Consider the following 17,816-nt stretch of genomic DNA (forward strand, 5'->3'; position numbering starts at 1 on the left):
TCAGCCTGCCTCGTTGGGTGGCCAGTTCTGCGTCTTGATGCGACTGGTCCATTCGAGGAAATCAGCCAGATCGTTGAGTTCCTGTTCGCTCAGGTTGAACTGGGGCATCTGGCGACGCCCTTCTATCCCCGTGGGCTGCGCCTGCATCCAGGCTTTCATCGTTTCGCGTGCGCCTTCCGGGTCTTCTTCGCCACCCCAGCGCTTCCAGACATTGCCAAGCTCGGGCGCAAAATAAGCGCCTTCGCCAAGCAGTGTGTGGCAATTGATGCAGGAGTTTTTCTCCCAGATGTGCTTGCCGCGCGCGACCGCATCGGTCAGCGTCGATTCATCCGTGGAGGTGGTTTTCATGTAGTAATGGCTGTGCGCCGTCAGCCCCACGAAGATCGCGAAAAAGAAAATAGACCCGCCGTAGAAGACGTTTCGTGCGCCGGTCTTGGTTAGGCGTTCTGCCATCCCCTTCGTCCTTTCATTGGCCGAAGGCGGAGCCTCGGCATCAAATCCCCCGTCGATAGTGCGGCTGGTCAATCCCCTCGCCAGCATCACGGGACAGGACTGTTCTATCGGTCGGAGGAAAGCCTTCTTTGCGATTTGGCAAAGACTGGAGCATTTCCGAGCCAAAAGTGCGAAGCGGCTTTGCGTCGGATAATGCGTAAAAACAAAGAGATAGCGTGCTGCTCAGAGGAGGAAGCGCACTGCGACAGAACGCACCAGTGCCAGTGTGAGCAGAACGGCGGGCCAAGCCAACAAGGCGGGCTTCAATATGCCGTCGGTTCCGCGCATTTCCATGAAGTCGAGGATGACTAACCAGCCTTTTGCAAAAGCGAGGATCAACACAATGACGATAGCTGCGAGCATCCCGGCGCTGGTGCCTGCGATAAATGCACCGCTCAAAGCGAGAATGATCAGAACGACGAATGTACGGGTCAGGGATGAATGGTCACGATCGGACACTGCGGGCCTCAGGCAAGATAAAGGACAGGAAACATCACCAGCCAGACGAGATCAATCGCGTGCCAGAGCGTCGTGATCAGCAGAACATTGGAAGCAGATGGTCGCCATGCGACCAGCGCCAGAATGATCGATCCGAACAGCACATGCATGAGGTGAAAACCGGTGAGAAGAAAGTAGAGCTCGAAAAACGCTCCCACAGCTTCATCACCAGCAAACTGGATTTCATTCGAATATTCGATGAGCTTGATTGCTACAAAAACGAGGCCGAAAAGGGCGGCATATAAAAGCGGACGGCGAGCCTGACTGACATTGTGACGTCTGCGCACGGCAATAGCCGCCTGCCAGCCGCTCATCAGCAGCACAACGGTGTTGGCTGCAGCCAGACCGGGGCTGAGATGCGCGCGCAACTGCGCAACGCCTTCCACATTGATGGCCGACATCACCATGAACGCAATCAGCAGGATTGCGAAGGCAACGAGTTCGCTCCACACGAGGATCCAGAGCAGAAGATCATCTTCCGCGCGATCCTCCGCGTTGATTGCAGTTATGGTCAAATCTTCGGTTCCAGACATGGAACATGCCTAGCGCCCGCAGTTCAGGCCTTCTTTGCGTTTTGGCAAAGAAGAAATGCACGGACGACGACATTGTATCCTCGCCATAGAAGAGGAAATTTCAATGACCGATGCACAGATCGGGCTCATGGTCGCAACACCGGCGATCATCGGCTTTTCACTGGTTCTTTATCGTATGGGAGCTTTACAGGGCGCGGGCACGCTCTCCGCCGTTGCGGCTTCCATCGTGATTGCAGCCGTTCTTTTCCTTGGTCAGTAGGTAGAGGGAAGAATTATGGACGCGCCGTCAGTCTTGCACGCGACCGATATCAGCCGCCTCGAGGCCCACCATCATGATCTGCTGGAACTGTGTCTGCAGTTGGAGGAAATCGCTGAGGACCTTGAGACCGGCGTCTCTGTGCAGGAGTACCGGCGGATATCAACGCTCATTCCGCGTCTTGTTGGTGAAACCCATGCGCTTGAAGAAGAAGTTCTGTTTCCAGATTTCAGTCGGCAGGCTCATTCCCATTTCGCCAACGCCATCATTGAACGCCTGAAGGCGGAACATCGTTGTGACCGGCTGGCCGCCGAGGAATTGTCACAGACATTGATGGCAATTGCAGACGGTCGTTGCCGTCTTGCTTCCGACACCATTTCATACATGGTACGTGGCTTTATGGAGAGCGTACGCCGCCACATCCTGTCGGAAAAACTGATGATAGAGGCGCTGCTGGCAGCGAAATCCGAGGAGCGGGAAGTTTTTGGATGAGGCGAAGGCGATATGCCGGGCGTCTTTCGTTCGGCATACCGTGTTTCCGGCTGTTCTACCGTTCGCCGTCGGCAAGCCGTCTCACACCTGACATATTGAGTACGGTCAGTTTCTGGCGGCCGCCCCGAACAAATCCTTGCGCTTCCCAGCCGGTGAGAATGCGTGACACTGTATGCAGTGTCGTTCCGGTCATCTCGGCAATATCCTGTTTGGTGATCGGAAAATCGATCCGGATGCCGTCATCTTCTTTCCGGCCAGCCTGACGGGCGAGGCGCAGAACGGTGTGCGCGACACGCCGTTCCACTTCTTCCGTCGACATCTCACGGATACGCGTGTGGGCTTCTTCCAGCCTTTTGCCGATTGTCTGGATCGCATTCATTGCCAGACCGGGATTCTGCTCGACAAAATAATCCCAAAGCTCGGTTGGCCAGGCCAGTACGATGCTTTCCGCCACGGCAATCGCTGTGCCCGGATAATCGCTTCTCTGCAAGGCTCGGGCAAAGCCGAAAAGGTCCCCCGGATGCACCATGCGGACGATGATCTGCTGTCCGTCCGGGGTGATCTGATTGACCTTCAACCGCCCGTGCAGGAGGAGGTAGAAAAGAACGGCATCGTCGCCTTGCTCGAAAATCGCCTCTCCCGGAGGAACGCGCTTTGTAGTTGCATACGAAACAAGCTTATCGAGTTCGCCATCACTCATTTTGGCGAACAAGGACAGTTTCCTGACTAGTCCGCGATCTATCAAGGACATTGCGTTTCTCACACTCCAAGACCCTGTATCTACCTTAGCACAGCAAGGCGGGCTTGGAATTGTTTTCGGAGCCGGGGATCGGGCATTCACAATTAATCCCTCATGCGCCGATGTTCTGAATGCGCTTCCATACCACAGCATACCAGCGGTTGTCTCGGACAAGCCGGAAACCGAGATTGTCGGGTGGAACGCCGACGCTGCATCCTCCGGTTTTCGGGTTGCGAATGAACGAACTCATCGCAGCGCGGTGCTTGCCATTGACGACATAAACGCCGCAAGACGGTACTTCCGCGACCTGCTTGCCGTAGGCATCGATATTGACGCGGCGGTGGCAGGTCTGCGTCCATTCCCACACATTGCCTGCGATATCGGCTACGCCCAGCTCGTTGATACCAAAAGCGCCGGCGGGGCGTCTGGTCGGGCTCCTGTCCAGCTTGCGAGCGCTTTGTTTCTCGTAGTCTCTCAGCCAGCGGATTGCCGGATTGGCCGCAGCATCGTCCTCAATGCCAAGGGCGTCGTCGGGAAAGCGCGAGCCAGCAGCGAATGCCCATTGCTCGTCTGTCGGCAGATGCCAGATTTCGCCGGTTTTGCGTGAAAGCCAGTCGGCATAATTTTGCGCATCATCATAGCTGACGCCAACGATCGGACCCTCTGCATCGGATGCATCGTGATTGTGCGGCAGGGCCTCGGCGGACTGGCAGTCGCCGTCGGCGACGCAGCGCTCATAGTCAGATGTGCTGACCTGATACTTCATGATCTCGAATGCCCGCTGCAGCTTGCGGGTCGTCAATGGGGCGTCAACGGGGTAATTGTTCTTCTGAAAGTCGCCATCGGCCCGATACGTCATGGTACGAGGAGCGATAACGATCATTTCCGGACCAACGGCCGACGCGTCCGGCATTGTGCGGTCCGGACGTCCAACGACATCAACGACGATCAATCCCGCGATGACTGCCAGCAAAACCGCCGGAACGGCCACGGCAAGCTCGCGCAGGCACTTTTTTCCTTTGCCTTCGTTCATCGGATATCAGGGGACCGCATCCGTCTGGGAGGCAGATGGATGCAGCCCCGAGCCTTTCATCCTAAAGCATGGTCAGAGCATTTCCAGCGAATGTGCGAAGTGGTTTCGCATGGATAATGCGTGCAGAGGGAGAGAGCGGTTCCGATTCCGTTTTGACTGGAGCCGCTCCAGGTTTGCCAAAGGCGCTCTGGGAGGCGAAGCGCCTTCATACATTCGCTTTACGTGCCAGATGGTGCGAGAACCGACGTCATCAGATCGTCGTTCCATTCACCCGTGACCTTGAAGTGGGCGGCAGCGCCGAGTTCAAAAGCCTCGATCAGATTGTGGTTCACATAGGCGTAGATGCCGGGCTGCTGGAACGTGTAGAAGGCTGCTCCGGCGGCACCACCCGGAATGAACCAGGTTTCCTGATCGACGTCGGGCGGCGTATTGAACTTGCCGGTCGCCCAGACATAATCCCCATGCCCCCCGATCAGATGTGGTCTCGTATCGCGGTTGGCCTGCGAGTGAACGATCAGGACTTTCTCGCCAACCGCCGCCGTCATGGCCTTGTCGCCAGTCAGTGCGCCCACAGCGCCGTTGAACACCACATGGGTCGGAGTGAGAGTGCGCATGACCTTGACGGTGTCTTCATAAGCGTCGCCGGGCGCCTCGTATTTCTTGTATTTGCCGTTCTCGTCGCGCGGGACATAGAAATCCTGTTCGCCGACATAATAAATCTTGTCGTAGGTCAGCGCTTTGCCTTTGCCGTCATGCAGACCCTCGCGCGGCAGCACCATGATCGCACCATTCATGCCCGATACGACATGCCAGGGAACCATTCCGGGAGGTGCGCAGTGGTAGACGAAGACGCCGGGCTTGGTCGCCTTGAAGCGCAGGATGGTCTTTTCTCCCGGATTGATTTCGGTCAGCCCGCCGCCGCCCAATGCACCGGTTGCCGCATGGAAATCGATATTGTGCATCAGCGTGTTGGTTTCAGGGTTGATGAGTGTCAGTTCGAGATAATCGTCCTGATGCACGACCATCAGCGGTCCTGGTACGGTGCCGTTGAATGCCATGGCGTGAACTTCGGTTCCCGCATCGTCGATGACGATCTTCTTTTCCTCGATCACCATGGTGAATTCGACCACCTTGGGTCCGCCTTCTGCAACCTGACTATGGGCATGCACGAAGGGAGGGTCCACAAGCTCCACCTTCTGGCGTGGAAGTGCTGCTATTTCTGCCGCAGTTGCCTTCCTCACCGCGCCTTGTCCCCAGGCGGATGTGGTTGCCAGAACCGGCGCAAGCGCCCCAGCCAGGGCGGCTCCTGCCAATATGGTGCGGCGACTGATTTGCATCTGTTCGGCCATCGATACTCTCCTTTACGATAGGACCGAGCATTTCCTGCTCTGTCATGCCGACTATAGGAAGAGGCGCCTCGATGTTCCTTGACTGCGATCAAGGTGATACAAAAAATTGGGTAATATTAGACGTTTAATATCAATGACTTAAGTTGACTGATTAATGTCCGTCCCGCTTTATTTGCGCTGGAACAAAGGCTCAGCCGCAGGGGTTTGGCCAAAAGTGAAACCAGCGAACAGATTGGCTCTGTTCGCTGGTTTCGATGATGCGGATATGCACCGGGAGATTAATCTCCAAATCGCGCTTGTACTTCGGGCATAGCCATCTCCGGAATCCACTCCGGCTCGTAGGTCAGTTCGACATTGACTGCATGAACGCCTTCGACAGATTCGGCGCTCGCACGAACGGCATCGGTCAGATAACCGGCAGCGGGGCAGCCGGGCGTCGTCGTCGTCATGCTGATATCGACAGTTCCGCCATCACCAATGTCGATACTGTAGATCATGCCAAGGTCAACGAGGTTGAACCCAAGTTCGGGATCGAGCACCAGACGCAGACTTTCGATGATCTGCCTCTCCAACTGGTCATGTACCGTGTGTTGCATGACGACTACCTCGCATCTCCAACACGGATCATTATACGATAGGCAGTGCCGGTCTCATCGAAATTGCCGACCCATTCGTGACCGCGGTTTTCGAGTTCGGGAAAGAGGAATAAAGGTTCGCGGTGCAGCAGGGCGAACAGAACCGCGCCTGCAGGCATCTCTTCCACTTCCGCAAGAATGCGCACCATTGGTTCCGGCGGCTGCATGTCCGAACAATCGAGATAGCGTGATGGTTCAGGCCAGACATCCGGTGAACCGACATTGTCCGAGAACCGCAGTTCAGGCGCGGCGTCCATTGCCGGACTGAACAGGACTTGCCAGTCGCCATCCTCCAGCGGCTCCGCATTTGCGGAAAAACCTTTTCGCTCCATGACACTGAAAAGCGGGGCGGGTTTGAACGGGGCGATCAGCAGGAGGCTTTGTCCCGGCAAAAGACCGTCAACTGCTTCCATGATGGCATTGAACGGTTCCACGCCGCCCTTGATCAGAGGGCGCACGTCCAGCACATGATGCGTGATGTCCTGAACTGAGAATGTCATTTCGATCTCCTGAGAATTGGTTCACCGGCATAGATGAGATGCGGCAGGGTTGCCCCTTTTGGCAGGCGTAGGCCGTGCGGTACATCGAGAAGCCGCCGGGCGCGGAAGAAGTGCACGATCAATGCAAGGATCGCCATGAGATTCAACGTAATGGCCAAACGAAACACGGTTGGATATTCGGTAATCAAAGCCAGCGTAGCGACGGCAACGCCAGTATAATAAAGAGCGAACCACTGACGTGCGCGGCGTTCGCTGACCATATCCTGCACACGCGGGGTCGGAGCACGTCCCATGACAGGACCATAACATTCGAGCCAGGTCAGGAACGGCACGATCTTGTATAGCTGGGCAAGGCTGAGGCCGGTCAGCCAACCGAAGGCGAACAGATAGACGAGGGCTGCAATCATCGCATCGGTAGTGCCTGTCCAGAACAGGCCAATTGCCAGAAGAAGCGAGAGCCCTAGCGCGATGAAGGCTGGAATACTGGCGGCACTGTTCAGTTCTATCGTCTTGCGCTTGCGCTGCCGGTAGATCGTCTGAATATCGACGATATAGAGCGCAATGCAGGCGATTCCGGGAATGAGAGCCGCCGTGACGGCGATTTCGACCGATCCCATTTCCAAGGCGACAACGACAATTCCGACAGCGAGGATGGTCAGGGCAGCAGCGCCTTCCCACCAGATAATTCTGGTTGTTTGCCGCGCAGCATCAGGGGACAACATGAACATTGTCAGTAGTCTGTAGCTTACACCCATAGCTGTGAAAGTCATCCAGCCACCGAGACCAAGCGCTGCGTGAACCGGCAATGCCGCTCCCGCAATATCGAGCAGAACGGCTTGCTCCGTAAAGCCGGAGAGCGCGAAGGTGAAAACACTGCCAAGCAGAGCTGTTGTCATAAGGCAGCAGATGCCTGCCGCAACAAACCGCGCGGGCAGGGCGATTGGGCGAGCGAGCCAGAGGGTCATGCCCAGTATGGCAAAAATGGTGGAAAATCCGCAGGTCAACAGGATGCCAGAGACCGGAAGCAACCATGCCGGGCTCTCCGTCAGCCCAGCCATGCCCGCAAAACCAATGAGCAGTCCGGACAAGCCTGTCACGAGCAGAAGCAAAGCCGGGAGGCTTGCCCGGCTTCCCCACAGGGATTTGTTCACGAGAACCGGCACAAATTGCAGGAGTGCGCCGCTCATGAGCAGTGCAAGCCATCCAATAGCGATGGCGTGCACAACTATCAGTGTTTCCGCAGCGCGAATTCCATGACCCGGAAAGCCGAAACCGCCTGCCATCAAGGCAAGTCCAAAGACAAGGAAAGCCAGCGAAGCGGTAAAGTAGGATAGGGTCCAACGGGAAAGCGTCGCGCCGATCATCTCAATTCGTCCTGGACGTTGTGCCTACAAGACTTCAGTGATTGCCGCAGGTGCACTCATGGTCAGCACCATGATGGCCTTTTCGGCGACCGATTTCGACCTGCCATAATGGACCGGTTTCCTTGTAGACCCACGAGAATGCACCCGGATTGCGGGTTTCAAGCTGGTGGCGCAGTGGCACCGGATCGTGATCATTGATGATTTCCAGCGCTTCGCCGGGTTCAAGCGAATCGATCATCGAGAAGATCGTCGCATGCCGCGAAATGGGCGGTATGGTGCGAACATCAATTACGGGGGATAGTGAGACAGGTTCTGCCGACATCTGATTGTTCCGTGGCTGTCAGGCTTCGAAGCATGATGATGACAGCCGCATCATCATTCGAGCCATTCTAGAGTGACAGTCACAAACCGGATTTGTTGTATCTCAAATAAGGCGGGAATTTTCCTTGCGATCGAAGAAGCGTGTGAGCCACCCGGCACAGTGGCTCAGTTGCAAAAGTTCAAGATGGGGGCGATCACCGGTTGCTTGAGAGTGCCTGCACCAGATCGGTTTCCAGATCTTCCGGATCTTCCAGGCCGATCGATATGCGAATGAGCTGAGCGCCAATTCCCAGGTGGTTTTTCTGGTCTTCAGGCACAACCGCGTGGGTCAGGGAATATGGATGCTGAATGAGACTTTCCACGCTTCCAAGGCTGACTGCAAAGTGGAAATAACGGGTCGAAGTCAGAATACGTTCGACGCGTGTCAGGTCGCCTGCAACCTCGATAGAAATGACGCAGCCGAAGTTGATCATTTGTTCAGCGGCCAGTTTATGCTGCGGATGGCTGGCAAGGCCAGGATATACAACCTTGGTCAGTCCCAGTTCTTCAGCTCTTTTTTCGAGACTGGTCGCCAGCTTCAGTGCCGTTTCCGATTGCCTTATGCTGCGGATTTCCAGGGTTTTCAGCGAACGGTGCAGAAGAGCGCAATCTGTCGGTGACATGACCGAGCCGAGGGCGTTCTGCAGATAACCAACCCGTTCGGCAAGCTTGGCGGGTGCGTTTGCTGATACCGCGACCACGCCCCCCAAAAGATCCGAATGCCCGTTCAGCATCTTCGTTGCCGAATGTACAACCACATGAATTCCATGATCGATAGGACGCTGGCCTGCCGGCGATGAGAAGGTGCTGTCACAAACCGTAATTGCACCGGCCTGTTTGCCAAGTTCAGCAACCAGCGACAGATCGACAATGCGAAGCGTTGGATTGGACGGGGTCTCAAACCAAAGCAGAGCTGGCTTATGGTCGAGGACAGCCTGGCGCAGTGCAGCTTCGTCGGAAAAATCCACGAAATTCACATTGTGCGCGGCGGTGACTGGTCTGACATCGGCCAGCAGTCGGTAGACACCACCGTAGAGATCGTTATGGGCCAATATCGATGAACCGGCCGGAAGCGCCTCCAGCAATGTTGCGGCCGCGGCAAGCCCGCTCGGGAAAACGAAAGCCGCTGCCGCGCCCTCGAGATCGGCAAGGCAGCGTTCAAGACCGTTTCTGGTCGGATTGCCGCTGCGGGTATAGTCGTACCCCTTACTCGCTCCTATGCCATCCTGCACGTAGGTCGTCGCATGATAGATCGGAGGGATCACAGCTCCGGTCAAAGGGTCAGGTTCCTGACCGACATGGATCGCACGTGTTGCAAAACCGGCCTGATTGCGAGGAGGGTTTCTGGACAATTTTCTGTCTTTCTGAAGTTGGTCTGTCGGACCCGGATTGCTTACCAGCTACTCACCGGTTTCATAGTATGGTTTCCAGCTCTATCAGGCACATTTCCTTACGCTACCCGAATTCACGGCTTCTGGCAGCTTTCGGGGTAAGTGCAGTCTCACTCGCCCGCAGGATCAGGTTTGCCCCAACCAGTATCTTTACCGGCGGTTGCGGTTCCGCTGTGTTGATCAAATCGTCGAGCACGGTGACCGCGAGATTTCCGATTTTCCGTTTGGATACGTCAACCGTTGTGAGACCCGGTTCCATGGTGGCGCTTTGCGGCAGATTATCGAAGCCAATCACCGAAACATCGTCAGGAATACGAAGACCCTTGCCCTTCAGTGCGCGGATGAAGCCATAGGCGATGATATCGTTCGTGCAGAAATAGCACTCGGCCAGATCGAGTCCTGAATACAGCATCGCACAAGTATCGCGATGGGCGCCTTCATAGGTCGATTCAACCGAAAGGATATCGCGCTCCTGAACCTTCAGGTCCAGACGCTGCATATTCTTGAAAAACGCATCGCGACGAAGACGGAAGTTTGTTGTCTCCGTATGACTGGCGACAAAACCGATCCGAGAAAAACCAAGCTGCTTGAAGCGCGACAGAACCTTGAAGACGGCGTCCTCATTGTTCATGTCGACGAAATTGGCTTCAATGACCTCATAAAAGGTATCGATGAAGACTGTGGGCAGGCCAAGGCCCTGGATCATATGGATGTCTGCCGCCGAAAGCTCGGTCCCAAGCGCAATCACACCGCGCACCGGCGCACCGGCAAGCGATTCTGCTACTGCACTGATCGGCTGCCCGTCGAAACTTACCACTTCCAGCGTATAGTTTCGGCGCGTCGCTTCCGAGGACATGCCGTCAATATAATCCGAGACAAAAACACTGTGATCGCGGTTGACCGTCTCGCCATGCTTGGCAATCTTGAGAAAGCGGATCGTCTCCCCGGTGCTTGGCGCAGTTTTTGACGCGCGCGGAACATAGTTCAGTCTGGAAACGGCTTCGAGGACACGTGCACGCGTTTCGCCCGAAATTTCGCCCTTACCGTTGAGCACAAGCGAAACCGTTGCCGGAGAAACGCCGGCAGTCTCTGCGATGTCTCTGATCGTAAAAGACTTTTTCTTTTTCATATGCTCCGCACGATTATAGGAATTCGGTTAAGGACATTGGCTCCGGGATTGAAAACAGCTGCCATTTGTATGGCATCTGCTCTCGGGAACTTCAAATCCGCAATTGGCGCCAGATTCAATATGTTGCCGGTTTTGGTCTCAGATCAAGAATTAACAGGCCCCATCTTTTCAACGGCAAACGTTCGATTTTGCATCCTGGTATGAATCATATGTTTAGTAAACAATATGAGCGATAATTAAACCGATTAGGGTAAAATCGATCCACAGGCAACGGAAATTTGCCGATATTGCGCTTGACAGCTGTATGCCATCTCGTCATTTATTTAGTGAATAACAGTTTTGTTTACTAAACGTGGTAGGAGGAGACCATGCAGAAGACAAGCAATCAGCTTGCTATGCTTGTTGTCATCAATCTCGGATTGCTCGTGCTTGGCGCGTATATTTCGGGAGGATCTTTCCTATCCCTGTTCAATCTGCAGTCGATGGCGGGTCAGGTGCCTGAACTCGGGTTGCTGGCAATCGGCGTCATGCTGGCCATGTGCGCTGGCAATGGCGGGATCGATCTTTCGGGTATTGCGCTGGCCAACCTTTCCGGTGTGCTTTCAGCCGTCATCGTTTCGATGTTCATCTCAAGCGCCGAAAACCAGCTTGGCTTCAGCCTTGCCTTCATCGGACTGGCACTGGTGATCGGCCTTGCGGGCGGTATCGTCAACGGTGTGCTGATTGCGCGCTTCAACATCACGCCAATCCTCTGCACGCTTGGCACGCAGATGGCGTTTACGGGTCTTGCCGTTGTTGTCTCTGGCGGTCGCGCTGTCATGGTCGGCAGCCCCGATCTTCTGTCGCGCATCGGCAATGACATGTTCCTCGCCGTGCCAATCAGCTTCCTGATTTTCATAGCGGTTGCCCTGCTGATCGCAGCGGTCGTGCGCTTTACCCCATACGGCTACTGGCTGATGCTGATGGGCACCAATCCAAAAGCCGCTGTCTTCGCTGGTTTCCCGCGCAATGGCGTGCTGATTGCGACCTATGCAACGAGCGGATTTCTGGCAGCGATTGCAGGCATCATCATTGCAGCACGCAACGTCAACGTGAAGTTCGACTATGGCAGCTCGTATCTGCTGGTCGCCATTCTCATCGCCGTCATGGCGGGCGTGAAGCCTGAAGGTGGTTATGGCCGTGTCATCTGCGTGGTGCTGAGCGCTATTGCTTTGCAGCTTATGTCCAGCCTGCTCAACTTCGGCGGCCTTTCCAATTTTGTCCGCGACTTCGCCTGGGGCTTGCTGCTGCTCGCCTTCCTTGCAATCGGCAAATACGACATCGCGGGATTCTTTACCCTCGGCAATCGCCAAAAGGGAAACATCGGTGCTCAACCCTCAGGCACCCGAACATAGACTTTGGGGGATGGTAAGTGTGGAGGAAATGATGAAAGCAACAACGAAAAAACTGCTCACCGGAACCATCATTGGTGCAGCGATCGTCGCGGGCAGCGCGGGCACGCTCGTCGCACAGGAAAAGCCGGTTATCGCAACTGTCGTCAAGATCAGCGGTATTCCTTGGTTCGACCGCATGAACACCGGTGTTGAAGCCTATCAGAAGGCCAACCCGGACGTGGTTGCAACACAGAGCGGACCGGCAACGGCAGACGCAGCACAGCAGCTTCAGATCGTGCAGGATCTCGTTGCCAAGGGCGTTAACGCACTTGCAGTCGTCCCGATGGACCCGGCTGTTCTCGAAGGTACCTTCAAGCGCGCCATGGAACGCGGCATCATTGTTGTGACGCATGAAGCCGACAACCAGGTCAACACCATGGCCGACGTCGAAGCTTTCGATAATGCCGATTACGGCACGGCGCTCAACGAACGTCTGGCAGAATGCATGGGCAAGAGCGGCAAGTGGACCACCTTTGTTGGCTCGCTCGGCAGCCGTACGCATATGCAGTGGGTTGGTTCGGGCGAAGAAAACGCCAAGAAGTATCCTGACATGCAGCTCGTCGATCCGAACAACGAATCCTTCGACGATGCCAACGGCACCTATGAAAAGGCCAAGGAAATCCTGCGCAAGCATCCTGACCTGAAGGGCTTCCAGACCTCTGCCGGTAACGACGTTCTCGGCGTTGGCCGTGCGATCGACGAAGCTGGCCTGAGCGGCAAGGTTTGCCTGGTCGGCACCGGCCTTCCGAACCCATCGGCAGATCTTCTTGAATCCGGCGCCATCACCGCAATCGGCTTCTGGGATCCGCAGAAGGCTGGCATGGCGATGAATGCGGTTGCCAAGCTTCTGCTCGAAAAGAAGGAAGTCAAGGAAGGCACCGACCTCGGCGTTGAAGGCTATAACAAGGTCAGCGTCAAAAAGGGTGCCGGTGAAGGCCTGCTCGTAATCGGTAACGGCATGGTTATCGCTGACAAGGCGACCTACAAGGAACACCTGTTCTAAGAGCGCTGCTACAGGCTGACTGACCATCGTGTGCGGACATCGTTCAGCCGCACGCGGTGGTGTCAAAAGCCCGGATGCTTCACTGCATCCGGGCGCCTGAACCAAACGAACTATCTAAAATCAAGACATTAGCGCGTGGCGAACGAAAGCCAACGGTCCTACAGCCAGCCCAATCGCTTTGGCGAGCGGTGCGGCGACAAAGGAATTTAACGTGTCAACTACGACGAAGAATGGGACGAGCAGCGACCGGTCGCCGGATCGTTTTCTCGAACTGCGCAACATCCATAAGCGGTTTGGCGGCGTTCACGCGCTGCGCGGCATTGATCTGACAATCGATCTTGGCCAGGCCTATCACCTGTTGGGTGAAAATGGCTGCGGCAAGAGCACGGTCATCAAGATCATGTCCGGCGCACATGCACCCAGCGAAGGCGAGATCATTCTCGATGGCAAAACCTATACTTCGCTGAACCCGATCCAGTCGCTGGCAGCCGGTATCGAGACCGTCTATCAGGATCTGTCACTTATCCCCAATCTGACCGTCGCTGAAAACGTAGCGCTGAATGAGCAGCTTGTTGAAGGCAATGGCCGACTGTTCCGCAGTGTCAAGCTTTCGCAGCTCCGCGAAACTGCAGAACGGGCATTGAGCACGGTTGGCCTGCCAACTGACAAAGCCTTTCTACACACAATCGTTTCCGAGCTGCCGCTTGCCATGCGCCAGCTGGTTGCCATCTCACGCGCAATCGCAACCCGTGCCAAGCTCGTCATCATGGATGAACCGACCACATCGCTGACCCGTCGCGAAGTGGACAATCTGATTGAAGTCGTTGAACGCCTGCGCGCAGAACGCGTCGCGGTGCTATTCGTCACCCACAAGCTTGATGAATGCTATCGCATCGGCGGCAATGCAGTCGTCTTCCGCGACGGCCAGTGTGTGGCACAGGGCCCGATCGAAAACTACACCAAAAAGCAGCTCTCCGAGCTGATGATCGGCAGAGAAATTGATGCCGAGCGTTATCGCACGGCACAGCCTGGCGACACCGAACTGCTCAAACTCGACGGCCTTACCGCATCGGGCTTCAAGGACATTGGCTTTACCCTTCGTAAGGGTGAAATCCTCGGCATTACCGGCCTTGCAGATTCCGGCCGCAACGAGCTGGCCATGGCAATCACCGGCGTTGTACCTGCTGATAGAGGTTCAATCCGCCTCGAAGGTCAGAAGACCGAAGTTAAAAGCCCGGCGGAAGCCATCGAGCGTGGCATTGGCTATGTGCCGGAAGACCGCCTTGCAGAAGGCCTTTTCCTCGATAAATCGATCTTTCAAAACGAGATCGCTCTGATCTTCAGAAAGCTCTGCAACAGCCTTGGCATCGTCGATCAGAAACAGGGCCGCAACATCGCCGCCTCGCTGATGAAAGAGATGCGGCTGAATACAACCAATCTCGACCTGCCGGTTGGCGCGCTTTCGGGCGGCAATCAGCAGCGCGTTTTGATTGGTCGCTGGCTGAGCATTGGCCCGAAGCTTCTGGTCCTGCACGGTCCGACCGTCGGCGTTGATGTGGGATCGAAAGACACAATTTACCGCGCAATTCAGGCGCTGGCCGAAGCTGGCATGGGCCTCATCATCGTCAGCGATGATTTGCCGGAGCTTCTGCAGAATGCAGACCGCATTCTCGTCATGAACTCAGGCAGCATCGTCGCAGAACTGGATGCTGCACAGGCCACCGAAGATCAGCTCTATCAAGCCATGATGTCGTCGCAGAAGGAAGTTGCCTAATGAGTGCGTCGCAGTATCAACAGGATCTGGGTCGAGTCCAATCTTTCAAACTGGGTGACTTCATTCGCAGGCGCCCGGAATCGATCACTTTCTTCCTGCTCGTGGCAATCTGCACGATTGTCTCGATCATCAACCCTGCATTCCTGCAAGCCTCGACACTGATCGATATTGGCCGTGCCAGTGTGGTGATGGGCCTGTTTGCGCTTGGCGTCTTCATCATTCTCGCCGCTGGCGGCATTGATGTTTCCTTTACGGCAATTGCTGCCACGACAGTCTATTCGCTGACGCTTCTGGTGCAGGCCTATATGCCGGAACTGCCGATCATCTTCATCATTCTGATGGCGATTGCGGGCGGTATTTTCCTCGGCGTCCTCAATGGTCTTCTGGTGCATTACCTCAACGTACCGTCACTGATCGTCACCATCGGCACGCAATATCTCTTCCGTGGCTTCCTGCTGGCCTTTGTCGGCACGGTCTGGATCATGTCCCTGCCCCCGACAATGAGCGCCTTCGGTCGCCTGCCGCTGTTCCAGTTTGAATCGGCGACCGGTGCCACCATCACCATGCCATTCTACTTTCTGGTGCTGCCTGCGGCTGCAATCCTGACCTGGTGGATATTGAACCGCACTTTGATGGGCCGCGCGATTTTTGCGATGGGTGGTAACAGCCAGATCGCAAGCCGCCTCGGCTATAATCTACGCACCATCCATATCTTCCTGTTCGGCTATGCAGGTGGTCTGGCCGGCCTTGCAGGCATCATCCATGTCTGCGCCAATCGCCAGTCGAGCCCTTTCGATTTTGTCGGAACCGAAATTGCGGTCATCGCCGCTGTGGTTCTCGGTGGTGCACGCATCACCGGTGGCACCGGCACCGTCTTCGGCACCCTTCTTGGCGTGCTGCTCATCACCGTCATCAACAGTGTTCTCGTGCTCGTCGGCATCCCCAGCACATGGCAGCGTCTCGTCGTCGGCTGCTTCATCCTGCTGGCTGCTGCCTTCTTCGTCACCCGCCAACGCAAGAAATAACCCGATACTCTCAAGAGGAAATCATGAAGAAATTCCTGAACGATCCCGTCAATTTCGTGGATGAGATGCTCGAAGGCATCTATCGGGCGCATCCCGAGCTTACCTTTGTCGACAACGACAAGCGTTGCATGGTCACAGCCAATACCAAATCCGGCAAGGTCGGCATTGCAACAGGCGGCGGCTCCGGCCACCTGCCGCTGTTCCTCGGCTATATCGGTGAAGGCATGATCGATGGAGCAGCTGTCGGCGGCGTCTTCCAATCGCCAAGCTCGGAACAGATGTATCAGGTCACCAAGGCTATCGATCAGGGCGCTGGCGTTCTTTACATCTATGGCAACTACAGCGGCGACATCATCAATTTTGATATGGCTGCAGAACTTGCCGATCTTGATGGCATTGCAGTCAAACAGGTTGTCGGCAATGATGATGTGGCGTCCTCCGTTGTCGGCGAAGAACACAAACGTCGCGGCGTTGCCGGTATCTTTTTTGTCTACAAGGCAGCCGGTGCAGCTGCAGCCAACGGTCTGTCGCTTGATGAAGTAACACGCCTTGCCGACAAGGCACGTCTGCGCACCCGCACCATGGGCGTTGCGCTTTCCAGCTGTGTTGTGCCGGAAATCGGTCACGCCACCTTCTCCATCGGCGAAGATGAAATGGAAATCGGCATGGGCATCCATGGCGAACCCGGCATCAGCCGCAAGAAGCTTGCCAGTGCCGACGCCGTTATCGACGAGCTGATGGAACGTATTTTCGCCGAGCAGACCTATGCCAAGGGCGATGAAGTTGCCGTGCTGGTCAATGGTCTTGGCGGCACACCACTGGAAGAACTTTACATCATGTTCCGTCGCGTTTCGCAGCTCTTTGACGAGCGTGGCGTCAAGGTCAAGCATGTCTGGATCGGCGAGTTTGCCACTTCCATGGAAATGGCTGGCGCGTCAGTTTCCGTGCTGCATCTCGATGACGAATTGGAACCGCTGGTTGCCGCTTCCGCCAACACCCCATTCTTCAAGCATTTTGCGGGTTGAGGTGCAGTCATGAACGTCATCACAGCATCTGATCTGATCAATCTCTTCGACAGCTGGAAGCAGCTTTTTGCAGAACAGCGCGAATTCCTTATCGCGCTGGACGGTAAGGTTGGCGACAGCGATCTCGGCATCACCATGAGCAAGGCCTTTGCAGCAGCGGCAGAGGCTGTCCATGTGGAAGGTGAAGCTGCAGGCATCGCGAAGCTTCTGCGCACAGCTGGCGCCACCATGGCGCGCGTTGCGCCATCGACCATGGGTACGCTGACCGCAACGGGCTTCCTGCGTGCAAGCAAGGCCTGCGATGGTATCGACGAGTTGGGCACTGCAGAGATTGCCGCCTTCTGGCGTGCCTATCGCGATGGTATCGCCGAGCGCGGCAAGGCAAAGGTTGGCGACAAGACACTTCTCGATGTGCTTGATCCAATCGCCGTAACGCTTGAAGCACAAGCATCAGCGGGTGCCTCACTTACTGATGCGCTTGCAGCCGCAGCCAAAGCTGCAGAAGATGCGCTTGAAGCAACCAAAACGATGGTTGCCCAGCACGGCAAGGCCGCAGCTTTTCAGGAAAAGACCATCGGTCTTCAGGATGCAGGCGCAACTGTCGGTATGCTGCTGATCACCAGCATGTCGGCTTTCGTTTCGGCAAACACATAAGAAGATCAGCGAATGGCTGATAAAGTTCTGCCCACGACGAAGACTCTGGTCCTCCGACTCTTTATCAGCTGATCGGCCCTTCACAATCTGAAGGAAATGTTGGCAGACCCCGACATCGCGCTAAACCACTT

The 17,816-nt window shown here is 55.7% G+C and carries 20 protein-coding genes; 8 read left to right on the top strand and 12 right to left on the bottom strand.

Going from position 1 to position 17,816, the window contains the following annotated elements:
* From KWJ32_RS11650 to KWJ32_RS11660, 3 genes are all read right to left on the bottom strand, one after another.
* Positions 1-453, bottom strand: coding sequence for a cytochrome c (locus tag KWJ32_RS11650; RefSeq protein ID WP_010660607.1), 453 nt, complete (start codon positions 451-453; stop codon positions 1-3).
* A gap of 222 nt (positions 454-675) precedes the next feature.
* A complete protein-coding gene (locus KWJ32_RS11655) occupies positions 676-951 on the bottom strand; it encodes a cytochrome C oxidase subunit IV family protein (RefSeq protein ID WP_012093665.1) in 276 nt (91 codons plus the stop codon).
* 8 nt (positions 952-959) lie between these two features.
* Positions 960-1,523, bottom strand: coding sequence for a cytochrome c oxidase subunit 3 family protein (locus KWJ32_RS11660; protein ID WP_151610132.1), 564 nt, complete (start codon positions 1,521-1,523; stop codon positions 960-962).
* 103 nt (positions 1,524-1,626) lie between these two features.
* Here KWJ32_RS11660 and KWJ32_RS11665 point away from each other — a divergent pair, with 103 nt between their 5' ends.
* Both KWJ32_RS11665 and KWJ32_RS11670 read left to right on the top strand, forming a co-directional pair.
* Positions 1,627-1,782 (top strand): hypothetical protein, encoded by a 156-nt coding sequence (locus KWJ32_RS11665; protein ID WP_010660610.1) that lies wholly within the window; start codon positions 1,627-1,629, stop codon positions 1,780-1,782.
* A 15-nt stretch (positions 1,783-1,797) separates the two neighbouring features.
* On the top strand, positions 1,798-2,271 hold the full coding sequence (locus KWJ32_RS11670; protein ID WP_012093663.1) for a hemerythrin domain-containing protein: 474 nt from the start codon (positions 1,798-1,800) through the stop codon (positions 2,269-2,271).
* A gap of 55 nt (positions 2,272-2,326) precedes the next feature.
* Here the strand turns inward: KWJ32_RS11670 and KWJ32_RS11675 are convergent, their stop codons facing one another.
* The 9 genes from KWJ32_RS11675 to KWJ32_RS11715 all read right to left on the bottom strand — a co-directional run bounded on the left by KWJ32_RS11675 (position 2,327) and on the right by KWJ32_RS11715 (position 10,771).
* On the bottom strand, positions 2,327-3,022 hold the full coding sequence (locus KWJ32_RS11675) for a Crp/Fnr family transcriptional regulator (RefSeq protein WP_010660612.1): 696 nt from the start codon (positions 3,020-3,022) through the stop codon (positions 2,327-2,329).
* A gap of 100 nt (positions 3,023-3,122) precedes the next feature.
* Positions 3,123-4,043 carry a formylglycine-generating enzyme family protein gene (locus tag KWJ32_RS11680; RefSeq protein WP_012093661.1) on the bottom strand — a complete coding sequence of 307 codons (921 nt, stop codon included), beginning with the start codon at positions 4,041-4,043 and terminating at the stop codon, positions 3,123-3,125.
* 218 nt (positions 4,044-4,261) lie between these two features.
* A complete protein-coding gene (gene nirK, locus KWJ32_RS11685) occupies positions 4,262-5,392 on the bottom strand; it encodes a copper-containing nitrite reductase (protein ID WP_010660614.1) in 1,131 nt (376 codons plus the stop codon).
* A 278-nt stretch (positions 5,393-5,670) separates the two neighbouring features.
* Complete coding sequence (locus tag KWJ32_RS11690; protein WP_012093659.1) at positions 5,671-5,988, bottom strand: metal-sulfur cluster assembly factor; 318 nt, start codon at positions 5,986-5,988, stop codon at positions 5,671-5,673.
* Positions 5,989-5,993: 5 nt separating this feature from the next.
* Positions 5,994-6,527, bottom strand: coding sequence for a DUF2249 domain-containing protein (locus tag KWJ32_RS11695; RefSeq protein WP_151610131.1), 534 nt, complete (start codon positions 6,525-6,527; stop codon positions 5,994-5,996).
* Positions 6,524-7,891 carry a hypothetical protein gene (locus KWJ32_RS11700; protein WP_151610130.1) on the bottom strand — a complete coding sequence of 456 codons (1,368 nt, stop codon included), beginning with the start codon at positions 7,889-7,891 and terminating at the stop codon, positions 6,524-6,526. Before KWJ32_RS11700 ends, KWJ32_RS11695 begins: the two co-directional genes overlap by 4 nt.
* A gap of 34 nt (positions 7,892-7,925) precedes the next feature.
* Positions 7,926-8,213 carry a DUF2249 domain-containing protein gene (locus KWJ32_RS11705; protein ID WP_151610129.1) on the bottom strand — a complete coding sequence of 96 codons (288 nt, stop codon included), beginning with the start codon at positions 8,211-8,213 and terminating at the stop codon, positions 7,926-7,928.
* Between the two features lie 193 nt (positions 8,214-8,406).
* Positions 8,407-9,603 (bottom strand): PLP-dependent aspartate aminotransferase family protein, encoded by a 1,197-nt coding sequence (locus KWJ32_RS11710; RefSeq protein ID WP_012093656.1) that lies wholly within the window; start codon positions 9,601-9,603, stop codon positions 8,407-8,409.
* Positions 9,604-9,706: 103 nt separating this feature from the next.
* Entirely contained in the window at positions 9,707-10,771 is a 1,065-nt protein-coding gene (locus KWJ32_RS11715; RefSeq protein WP_151610128.1) for a LacI family DNA-binding transcriptional regulator, read from the bottom strand.
* A 368-nt stretch (positions 10,772-11,139) separates the two neighbouring features.
* Here KWJ32_RS11715 and KWJ32_RS11720 point away from each other — a divergent pair, with 368 nt between their 5' ends.
* From KWJ32_RS11720 to KWJ32_RS11745, 6 genes are all read left to right on the top strand, one after another.
* Positions 11,140-12,165 (top strand): ABC transporter permease, encoded by a 1,026-nt coding sequence (locus tag KWJ32_RS11720; RefSeq protein ID WP_151610126.1) that lies wholly within the window; start codon positions 11,140-11,142, stop codon positions 12,163-12,165.
* Positions 12,166-12,196: 31 nt separating this feature from the next.
* Positions 12,197-13,207: a substrate-binding domain-containing protein gene (locus KWJ32_RS11725; RefSeq protein ID WP_012093653.1), complete on the top strand. Its 1,011-nt coding sequence runs from the start codon at positions 12,197-12,199 to the stop codon at positions 13,205-13,207.
* 211 nt (positions 13,208-13,418) lie between these two features.
* Positions 13,419-14,981, top strand: a complete 1,563-nt coding sequence (locus tag KWJ32_RS11730; RefSeq protein WP_094515430.1) for a sugar ABC transporter ATP-binding protein — start codon at positions 13,419-13,421, stop codon at positions 14,979-14,981.
* Positions 14,981-16,006 (top strand): ABC transporter permease, encoded by a 1,026-nt coding sequence (locus KWJ32_RS11735; RefSeq protein WP_012093651.1) that lies wholly within the window; start codon positions 14,981-14,983, stop codon positions 16,004-16,006. Before KWJ32_RS11730 ends, KWJ32_RS11735 begins: the two co-directional genes overlap by 1 nt.
* 23 nt (positions 16,007-16,029) lie before the next feature.
* Positions 16,030-17,031, top strand: coding sequence for a dihydroxyacetone kinase subunit DhaK (locus tag KWJ32_RS11740; RefSeq protein ID WP_010660625.1), 1,002 nt, complete (start codon positions 16,030-16,032; stop codon positions 17,029-17,031).
* A gap of 9 nt (positions 17,032-17,040) precedes the next feature.
* Positions 17,041-17,685 (top strand): dihydroxyacetone kinase subunit L, encoded by a 645-nt coding sequence (locus KWJ32_RS11745; protein WP_012093650.1) that lies wholly within the window; start codon positions 17,041-17,043, stop codon positions 17,683-17,685.
* The last annotated feature ends 131 nt before the right edge of the window (positions 17,686-17,816 follow it).

Origin of the sequence: Ochrobactrum sp. BTU2 (assembly GCF_024539785.1) — a bacterium.
Lineage (GTDB): Bacteria > Pseudomonadota > Alphaproteobacteria > Rhizobiales > Rhizobiaceae > Brucella > Brucella anthropi.

Coding starts and splice junctions, on each gene's coding strand:
- KWJ32_RS11650 (WP_010660607.1), bottom strand. CDS start 453: ATGGCAGAACGCCTAACCAAGACCGGCGCACGAAACGTCTTCTACGGC.
- KWJ32_RS11660 (WP_151610132.1), bottom strand. CDS start 1,523: ATGTCTGGAACCGAAGATTTGACCATAACTGCAATCAACGCGGAGGAT.
- KWJ32_RS11665 (WP_010660610.1), top strand. CDS start 1,627: ATGACCGATGCACAGATCGGGCTCATGGTCGCAACACCGGCGATCATC.
- KWJ32_RS11670 (WP_012093663.1), top strand. CDS start 1,798: ATGGACGCGCCGTCAGTCTTGCACGCGACCGATATCAGCCGCCTCGAG.
- KWJ32_RS11675 (WP_010660612.1), bottom strand. CDS start 3,022: ATGTCCTTGATAGATCGCGGACTAGTCAGGAAACTGTCCTTGTTCGCC.
- KWJ32_RS11680 (WP_012093661.1), bottom strand. CDS start 4,043: ATGAACGAAGGCAAAGGAAAAAAGTGCCTGCGCGAGCTTGCCGTGGCC.
- nirK (WP_010660614.1), bottom strand. CDS start 5,392: ATGGCCGAACAGATGCAAATCAGTCGCCGCACCATATTGGCAGGAGCC.
- KWJ32_RS11690 (WP_012093659.1), bottom strand. CDS start 5,988: ATGCAACACACGGTACATGACCAGTTGGAGAGGCAGATCATCGAAAGT.
- KWJ32_RS11695 (WP_151610131.1), bottom strand. CDS start 6,527: ATGACATTCTCAGTTCAGGACATCACGCATCATGTGCTGGACGTGCGC.
- KWJ32_RS11700 (WP_151610130.1), bottom strand. CDS start 7,891: ATGATCGGCGCGACGCTTTCCCGTTGGACCCTATCCTACTTTACCGCT.
- KWJ32_RS11705 (WP_151610129.1), bottom strand. CDS start 8,213: ATGTCGGCAGAACCTGTCTCACTATCCCCCGTAATTGATGTTCGCACC.
- KWJ32_RS11715 (WP_151610128.1), bottom strand. CDS start 10,771: ATGAAAAAGAAAAAGTCTTTTACGATCAGAGACATCGCAGAGACTGCC.
- KWJ32_RS11720 (WP_151610126.1), top strand. CDS start 11,140: ATGCAGAAGACAAGCAATCAGCTTGCTATGCTTGTTGTCATCAATCTC.
- KWJ32_RS11725 (WP_012093653.1), top strand. CDS start 12,197: ATGAAAGCAACAACGAAAAAACTGCTCACCGGAACCATCATTGGTGCA.
- KWJ32_RS11735 (WP_012093651.1), top strand. CDS start 14,981: ATGAGTGCGTCGCAGTATCAACAGGATCTGGGTCGAGTCCAATCTTTC.
- KWJ32_RS11740 (WP_010660625.1), top strand. CDS start 16,030: ATGAAGAAATTCCTGAACGATCCCGTCAATTTCGTGGATGAGATGCTC.
- KWJ32_RS11745 (WP_012093650.1), top strand. CDS start 17,041: ATGAACGTCATCACAGCATCTGATCTGATCAATCTCTTCGACAGCTGG.